Origin of the sequence: Microcoleus sp. FACHB-831, assembly GCF_014695585.1 — a bacterium.
Classification (GTDB): domain Bacteria; phylum Cyanobacteriota; class Cyanobacteriia; order Cyanobacteriales; family FACHB-T130; genus FACHB-831.
On sequence record NZ_JACJON010000016.1, the window covers coordinates 1 to 6,919 of the forward strand.

Genomic DNA, 6,919 nt, shown 5'->3' on the forward strand with positions numbered 1-6,919 from the left:
GCATGGTTGAAAAGCCGCGTTCGCAAGTTGTTACCCCAATCCTCAAGTTTACGAGAGGCGATGGAATCCGTTCTCAAGCAGGCAGCGTCCTAACAAGCATGAATACAGCTATACTTACCGCCAACGCGAGAGTCATTTGAGAACGCTCCTATCTTGGTGGAAGCGGCAATCCGCTTTGGGTCAGTTGAGTGAATGCACGATTGTACTGGTGGAAGCGGACGAGTCACCTTCTACATGGATTGAGTTAGAGATTCAAGGTACCAACATCCAGTATGCCTACTGCCCCTGCGCTGAAGTATTTCACAAGACGAAAGCTCTCAATCTAGGATTAAGTCTGTCTCAAGGCGAATTCGTTGCACCATTCGATGTTGATTTAATTCCCATCGGAGATACGCTAAGGCGGCATCTGCAAATGGCTATTTCAGCACCACAGTTTTTGGTAACAGGCTATCGAGTCATGTTGGAGGAAGAAACAATTAATATTGACACTCTTGATGTAGTCCTAGAACAGACCTCTATTGCTCCAGAAGATCAACCGACAGCGCTCTGGAAACACTTAATCCGTCGAGAGAGATTTGGTGTTGTACCGTTTTTTAATAAGGATCGTCTTATTGAGATTGGTGGCTGGGACGAAGTGTTTATTGGTTGGGGTGGGGAAGATCAAGAGATCATCGAGCGATATCTCCAAGATGGACAATACTTATGTCGCTCCCCAGAACTCGTGTATTTACATTTAGCTCATGAACGGAATCGACAATGGCATGAGGCATCACTAGTAGAAAAAAATAGAAACCATTATTACGCTAAAAGGGGTTAAACTAGGCTGGTCGCCGCGACTCAACTTGCTACATCGCACCGCTACTTTTCCCCCTATATCTTATTCTGGTTCTTCCTTTTTTAGCGTTACGATCAGTCGTCGAAGTTTGCCTGCTTGCTTGCGAGCCTTGTAGCGGTGCTTGGCTTCCGCCATAATCGTTTTCATCAGTTTGGGTTTGGCAGAAGTTAATAGCTACGAGGCTTCTAGAAACACCTCTACTGTTACCCCTTGGTTTTTGCAAAATCGCGCCAATTCCTGGTCTATATCTTGGTTCAGACAATTGCAGAATGGCGACGGGTCGGGGGAAACTTTGCTAGGCATCTGCGGGGATTCCGGTTAAGACCAGGACTAGGGCAGTGGCAGTTGCGAGTTTGTTCATCACATCATCGCATGTGGGACAGTTCTAGTGTTTCCGTTTGTGACGGGCGATCGCTCAGTCCTGATTTTTATCTACCGTGGAAGTTGACGAGGGAGCATGTCACTTTCGCAAAAGTCTAGCGAAAGCACGAAAATAGGAGAGTCGATACCCAAGCACAACCATGACTCCTGAGCAAGAACAAGCATTACAAGAACATGTTCAAGCTATCGCCAGAATTCTCTACGAGAATACGCCTGCCGAACAGTTGAAAACACTCGGAGGGATTGAGCAAGTGGTGCGTGAACAGATGCAAAAACACGTCATGCCAGAAGTGGGAGTTTTTTTATCACAACGGCAACAGGAACAACAACAGGACGCAGGCGCACGGTTAAAAGTATCCTCGGAGAACTGAGTCTAACTCGTGGGCAAACTCAGCAGTTGGGGGTTGCATCCCACACACGCTTGAGTCCGTATCTAGAAATGTGCTGTTTGCGTGTGAGTGCAAATGTTTCTTACGAACATACCGAGAAAGATGTAGAACTGTTCACTGGGATGCGGGTGCCTGCCAAGACGCAGCAACGCTTGGTGCATCGTCAGACCTTTGGGTTGCCGTCAAGTGAGCAACCCATTCAGGAGGTGAGTGCGGATGGCGGTAAGATTCGCATCAGAACCTCGCTTGGACAGGAGTGTCGCTGGTTGGACTATAAAAGCGTGCGATTGCATGAGTTTGCTACGGGTGCTTGTTTTCAGGACAATCAGCAGTTAATTGATTGGGTGCGCCAACAACCCTTGACTTCTCCCCTAACCTGTTTAGGGGATGGGCATGATGGGATCTGGAATTTGATCAAGCCGATGGCTCCTGACACTCAACGACGAGAGATGCTCGATTGGTATCACCTGATGGAGAATCTTGAGAAGGTCGGTGGTTCAATACGACGCTTAAATCAAGCTAGAGCCTTTTTGTGGAAAGGCGATGTCGATGCTACCCTTGCTCTGTTTGCACTCTGCAAACGCAAACAGGGGGCGAACTTCTGTGCCTATCTCCGTAAACATCGCCACCGCATTGTCAACTATGAGTATTACCACAGCGAACAGATTTGTTCGATTGGTTCGGGCGCGGTTGAATCACCTGTTAAGCAGATTGACCGCCGCACTAAAATTTCAGGAGCACAGTGGAAACGAGAGAATGTACCTCAAGTTCTGGCTCACCGCTGTGCTTATCTCAATAATTTGTTGACTCTCTAAGATTCAACCTGCAAAACTGACATGCTCCCGTTGACGATAAATACTTAGTGATTGGCGATATGACTGATGTGTGGCTGCTAAAGTTTGGGGTCAGCGCTGATAATAAATTGGTTGATATTGTTGATGTCCCCAGCGGAAAAAGTGATTTAGTTTACCCTTATTGTGGAGTCAAATTAGTCGCGAAGAAGGGACAAATTAAGGAACATCATTTCACGCATACCGGGCAAACCTGTCGCTCCGTGACGGTTAAGCGAGAGTTCCCCACCATACCATTGTATGACAACTTCAATATTGAACTACCAGGTCAGGCACTGCAATTGCTCAAAACCCTTTAGTTTTCATGCGGTCAGCATGGCTGGAGCATCCCCTTCTCTGGTGAACTCAAGCCATTAATTAAAGCAAAACTATTACAGAAAAATCCTTATCAAAATCCTCCGGGATACGAATTTACACAGCTAATACCAAATTCCTATGAACTTGCACTTAATAAAGCGGTATTGATATAATCCCAACCGCAAATCGAGGCGATGACGCTCTCCGGGGTCGAGTTAAGAATCTCTGTCAACTTCTGCCGCAATTGTGCCAAATTAGTGCAAGTTTCCCAGCGCAAAAACTGCTTGAAATGCTCCCATAACCGTTCAATTGGGTTGAGTTCAGGACTGTGGGCTGGTTGAAAAATGGGCAGGATGTTATCGGGCCAGTCCAGAGTTAAGGATTTGTGGAAACTGCCGTTGTCTAGTTGTAGCAGATTCAAGTTATCAGGAAATTGTTGAGAAAAGTGATTGAGAAACAACTGAAAGCAAGAGCCATCCAAGTGGGAGAACTCGTAGAAGAAACTGTCTCCGGTAGCCGGTTCTACCGCTCCATAGAGATAGAAGTTTTCACGTCGCCAACCCACTATGCCGTGCGGCTTCACTCCAGATAGCGTAATCTGCCGACAAGGGAATAGTTTTGAGTCCCAGACGGGTTTCGTCTTGGCACCAATAACGTAGTGGTTGTCCGCTTCCCAAATAGCGCACCAGGACTCTTATCAAGTCTTTGAGTTTTTTTTAAAGGCTAGTTGCACTTCAGGTAAAGCGTTCTTACTGCGGGGACGGGGAACTTTGAGCTTGGGGTTGAGTTTGTAGCGTACTGTTTGATGCACGGTTCGATACGCCACCTCTACCCCACATTCTGTTTTCAACCACTGCTGGATATGACCATAGCTGTTGAACCCTTGAGGCTGTGCTAATCGCTGTTTAAGTTTGTCTATCGCCACTGGCGGTATCTTCGAGACTTTTCCTGGTGCTGTGTTCACTGTTAACAGGGCTTCTAAGCTGTTGCGCTTTTAAATTACGTTAATAGAATTGCCTTTGTTTTTGAGCTTACGCTCCCACTTAATAATTAACTCACCTTCATTTAAAAGTCGATGTAATAAATATTCAAGTTCTTCAATAGAGGTAAAAAGACGATTAGCCACATATTCTTTTGCCGAATGCCACACTAATTCAATTAAGTTATAATCTGGACTGTACTCCGGGAGGAATTCCAAATGAATATTGGGCATTTCTTCTTCGATTTTTTTGAGAATGTCTGATTTTTTATGAAAACTAGCATTATCTAATATAATCACTATTTTTGCACCCCTAAGGGCAAAGTCTTGCCCTTGATTACCCTCCTCTATCCACTCATTTATGAGTTCTTTATAAAAAATCTTTAAGACTTCATAGAAGTTTGTAGAATTCCCTTTGTTAAAAAATTCCACGAATCTTTTTTTGTCGGAATATCTTAGTCCGCCCATGACATTTATTCTCCCTTTTCTTCTTCGTCCGCTGACTGATTTCCGCTTTCCCTTTTTCGGACAATTTTTTCTTCTTATCACTGTTAAACTAAATCCGCTTTCATCCCAGAACCATACCTGTAAACGTTCTGGGTTCTCCCTCGCTATTTTTAAATACTCGGATAATTTCTTTTTAAATGCTTGTCTTTTTTCAACATCCCATTTATCCTCTAAGCTGTACTTCGCCCAAAGGTAAACGTACTTTTTTTTTCTAATATCCTTCTTACTTGTGAGCTACTCAAGTCAATTCCTGTAATTTTTTCTAAATAAACAGCCAATCTTCTTGTTGTCCATCTGCCAAATTCATATCCTAATTCTTTTGGATCTTGGTCAATGGTTTTTAGTAAAATTTCAATATATTTATCTGTAGCTTTTCTATTATTACCTTGCATTCTTCTATCTTTTAAGCTTTCCAGATTTTCCGGATCGCCATGCACACACCAATAAGAGACTTTTTTTAGGGAACAGCCAATAAATTCTGCTATATTGGCTTGAGTTTTCCCATCATTTAACAATAGTAATATCAAGATCCTTTCTCTAATATCTGCATTATCTTCTTCTTTTAAAGCTATTTGCAGTTTTTCTTTTTGCTCTTTTTGGAGATAGTTTTTGGCAGGCATTGCTTCTTGCTCTTACGGACAAATAAATTAATTATACGTTATTTAACTGCATAACAGCTTATCCCACCTTGCTGATAGCGCTTGAGCCAGCGATAAATCGTGGATTCGTCTCGTTCTAGCCGTTGGGCTAACTCGGTTCTTGTGTTGACTACTCGCGTTTTGAGCCAATAGAGCATTTGCAGCCGTTCTTTAGTGTGAGCCTTAACAGCTCGTTTGAGCCGATGTTGCAGTTCTGCTCTCGTCTCTTTAACTGCTACTTTGAATTGATTTGCCATAGCTGCACCTCCTGGCTTACCTCTTTCAATTTAGTGCATCTTCATAGGAATCTGGTATAAGGAAGATTCCAGTTGGAGCGCTGCCCTTAAAGGAATTCAATCAAGTTCAGGAGCCGCTTCTCCTCAAGAAATTATCTGATATAAAACGACAGCTAGAACTTGCTCAACTTCTTAAATCACTGAATCTGAAAGAACGAGTAATTAATTTATGGCTTTACCAAACTCAGTTCAAAAGAATTTTAGAGCATTGTTTGTATTATTTAGAATTAAAAGCTGATAGTGAAACCCTATATAAAATTGGTATAACTAAGCGAACAATTGAAGAACGAATGGTAGAAATTAGGCGCGATTTACGCTGTCATTACAAAAACATTGGACGATCGCACTCTCTTATCTTCGGCATAATCTCGCAGTTGGTTTACTCAGTTTCTGCCAGAACTGAGGAAGATCGCACCTTTGATAGGAATGCTATTGCGTTAGCACGTTGCAACTACGCCCAACGTTGAACTACATCGCCCGCGATCGCTTAAGAGTGCAACTTGTTATCAATCACTCTTGAGTGTTCCGCTCATTTACCCACTTCTGAAGCAGTTGCTCCACCAAAGAACTAACATCAGTAGACCGTCGTTGTCGCTTTGACTTGCGTTCATTAAGAAGTTCAGATTGCACCTCTAAAAGTAAATCTAGGGGAATATAAGCACTTATCTGAGTGTAGTCAGGGTTGCTGCGTCTGCCTCGTGGTCTGCCTGGTTTTCGATGCTCGACTGTATCTGATAGCGTTCCCTCTGGTTGTGCTGCCTCTTGTGTGAATTCTTCTTGGGGTTCCTTATCCTTAGAACGAGCTTGGGAGAGCAGGGATTTGAACATAGAAGGTTTGTCATCTTTTTTAGGGGTCATCGTAAAACCTCCTTGCCCATTGCCAAGTATCCTGACCATCCATCTTTTGCACGAGCATCGGGATAATTTTTGATCGTCGTCCCCAGTAGCGGCGCTCGCTCAAAAGCAACCAATCTTTTGATTTCTGCCTTAAATACAGGCAGTCCCAATTCTTCCAAAGATTTTCTAGCATCTCGTGCGGCTGTACTTCGCGGTGGAACCTGGGTGAGTAGGATTTTGAAAGTAGCACCCATTTGCTTTAACACATCTACTGTCTGTGCTAGGGCATCTAAGTCTAACGCCCGTGGGGTTGTCGGCAATACAAGCAGGTCGCATCCATCAGCTAATTCTTCAAAGTCTTTTGGAGATGGTCGAGCCTGGGTATCGATAACAATGTGGGTATAGTCTTTGATGTATTTCGGTGCCGCTGTTTCCGAAACAACCTTGAACGAAAGCTTCTCCGGTTTTGCCCAGGTTAGTGCTGAGCGATTTTTATCTGCATCAATGAGTAGCGTAGGTGCTTTCTTTTGGAGATAAGCTGCCAGATGAATGGCTGTAGTGGTTTTTGAGCAACCACCCTTTAGGGATGCGATCGCAATAATCATGCTAGTGCGTGAGAACTCTGCTATGGTTTTAAGCGAAACTCCGAAAATACGAAATATCAGAATTATGCGTATGCAAAATTACATAATTTTAGCTACTCAGCTATCTTCAAGTATGCCAGAATGAGTGGTTTAAACTCCACCCAGTTGGACTCTTTTAGGCGAAGTTACCCCCAACGGCTAACGCATTCATCAGAGTTTCGGGGTTGCTGCGTTGACCTGACCAAACACTGTTTTAGGTGGAGTTAGAATGAGAACCCAAGAATCTATCCCACTAATATCAAAAGAGACGGGGAAGTAAGGGCGG

At 43.7% G+C, this 6,919-nt stretch carries 8 protein-coding genes and 3 pseudogenes; 3 read left to right on the forward strand and 8 right to left on the reverse strand.

The genetic code is table 11. The features are described 5' to 3' along the window. Positions 1-136: 136 nt before the first annotated feature. Positions 137-817: a galactosyltransferase-related protein gene (locus tag H6F77_RS01970; RefSeq protein ID WP_190484843.1), complete on the forward strand. Its 681-nt coding sequence runs from the start codon at positions 137-139 to the stop codon at positions 815-817. Positions 818-877: 60 nt separating this feature from the next. On the opposite strand, the pseudogene H6F77_RS28985 reads toward H6F77_RS01970, so the two are convergent. Next, positions 878-1,138: pseudogene (locus H6F77_RS28985) on the reverse strand (carboxysome distribution maintenance protein McdB). A 218-nt stretch (positions 1,139-1,356) separates the two neighbouring features. On the opposite strand from H6F77_RS28985, the gene H6F77_RS01975 reads away from it, so the two are divergent. Further along, positions 1,357-2,420, forward strand: a protein-coding gene (locus H6F77_RS01975; protein ID WP_190484845.1) for an ISKra4 family transposase whose coding sequence is annotated in 2 segments (ribosomal slippage) — positions 1,357-1,513 and positions 1,513-2,420 — 1,065 coding nt in all. Because the reading frame shifts where the segments join, the coding sequence is not laid out codon by codon here. Positions 2,421-2,479: 59 nt separating this feature from the next. After that, positions 2,480-2,755 (forward strand): competence protein CoiA family protein, encoded by a 276-nt coding sequence (locus tag H6F77_RS01980; RefSeq protein WP_190484847.1) that lies wholly within the window; start codon positions 2,480-2,482, stop codon positions 2,753-2,755. 134 nt (positions 2,756-2,889) lie between these two features. Here H6F77_RS01980 and H6F77_RS01985 read toward each other — a convergent pair whose 3' ends face one another. The 7 genes and pseudogenes from H6F77_RS01985 to H6F77_RS02015 form a co-directional block, all read right to left on the reverse strand. Then, positions 2,890-3,318, reverse strand: a complete 429-nt coding sequence (locus H6F77_RS01985) for a transposase (RefSeq protein WP_190484849.1) — start codon at positions 3,316-3,318, stop codon at positions 2,890-2,892. Then, the gene (locus tag H6F77_RS01990; protein ID WP_206753439.1) at positions 3,302-3,439 is read right to left on the reverse strand and encodes a hypothetical protein; all 138 of its coding nucleotides are present in this window, start codon (positions 3,437-3,439) and stop codon (positions 3,302-3,304) included. Before H6F77_RS01990 ends, H6F77_RS01985 begins: the two co-directional genes overlap by 17 nt. 11 nt (positions 3,440-3,450) lie before the next feature. Then, positions 3,451-3,717, reverse strand: a complete 267-nt coding sequence (locus H6F77_RS01995) for a COG3415 family protein (protein ID WP_190484853.1) — start codon at positions 3,715-3,717, stop codon at positions 3,451-3,453. 30 nt (positions 3,718-3,747) lie between these two features. Continuing rightward, positions 3,748-4,859, reverse strand: a pseudogene (locus H6F77_RS02000) (IS630 family transposase). 59 nt (positions 4,860-4,918) lie between these two features. Then, positions 4,919-5,053: pseudogene (locus H6F77_RS27710) on the reverse strand (helix-turn-helix domain-containing protein); the annotation flags it as partial. Positions 5,054-5,683: 630 nt separating this feature from the next. Then, entirely contained in the window at positions 5,684-6,031 is a 348-nt protein-coding gene (locus H6F77_RS02010; protein WP_190484857.1) for a hypothetical protein, read from the reverse strand. Further along, the gene (locus tag H6F77_RS02015; protein WP_190484858.1) at positions 6,028-6,615 is read right to left on the reverse strand and encodes a nucleotide-binding protein; all 588 of its coding nucleotides are present in this window, start codon (positions 6,613-6,615) and stop codon (positions 6,028-6,030) included. Before H6F77_RS02015 ends, H6F77_RS02010 begins: the two co-directional genes overlap by 4 nt. Positions 6,616-6,919: the final 304 nt, after the last annotated feature.

What these genes read in the sequence shown, in the direction of transcription:
- H6F77_RS02015 (WP_190484858.1), bottom strand. Translation starts at nt 6,615, where the DNA reads ATGATTATTGCGATCGCATCCCTAAAGGGTGGTTGCTCAAAAACCACT.
- H6F77_RS01980 (WP_190484847.1), top strand. Translation starts at nt 2,480, where the DNA reads ATGACTGATGTGTGGCTGCTAAAGTTTGGGGTCAGCGCTGATAATAAA.
- H6F77_RS02010 (WP_190484857.1), bottom strand. Translation starts at nt 6,031, where the DNA reads ATGACCCCTAAAAAAGATGACAAACCTTCTATGTTCAAATCCCTGCTC.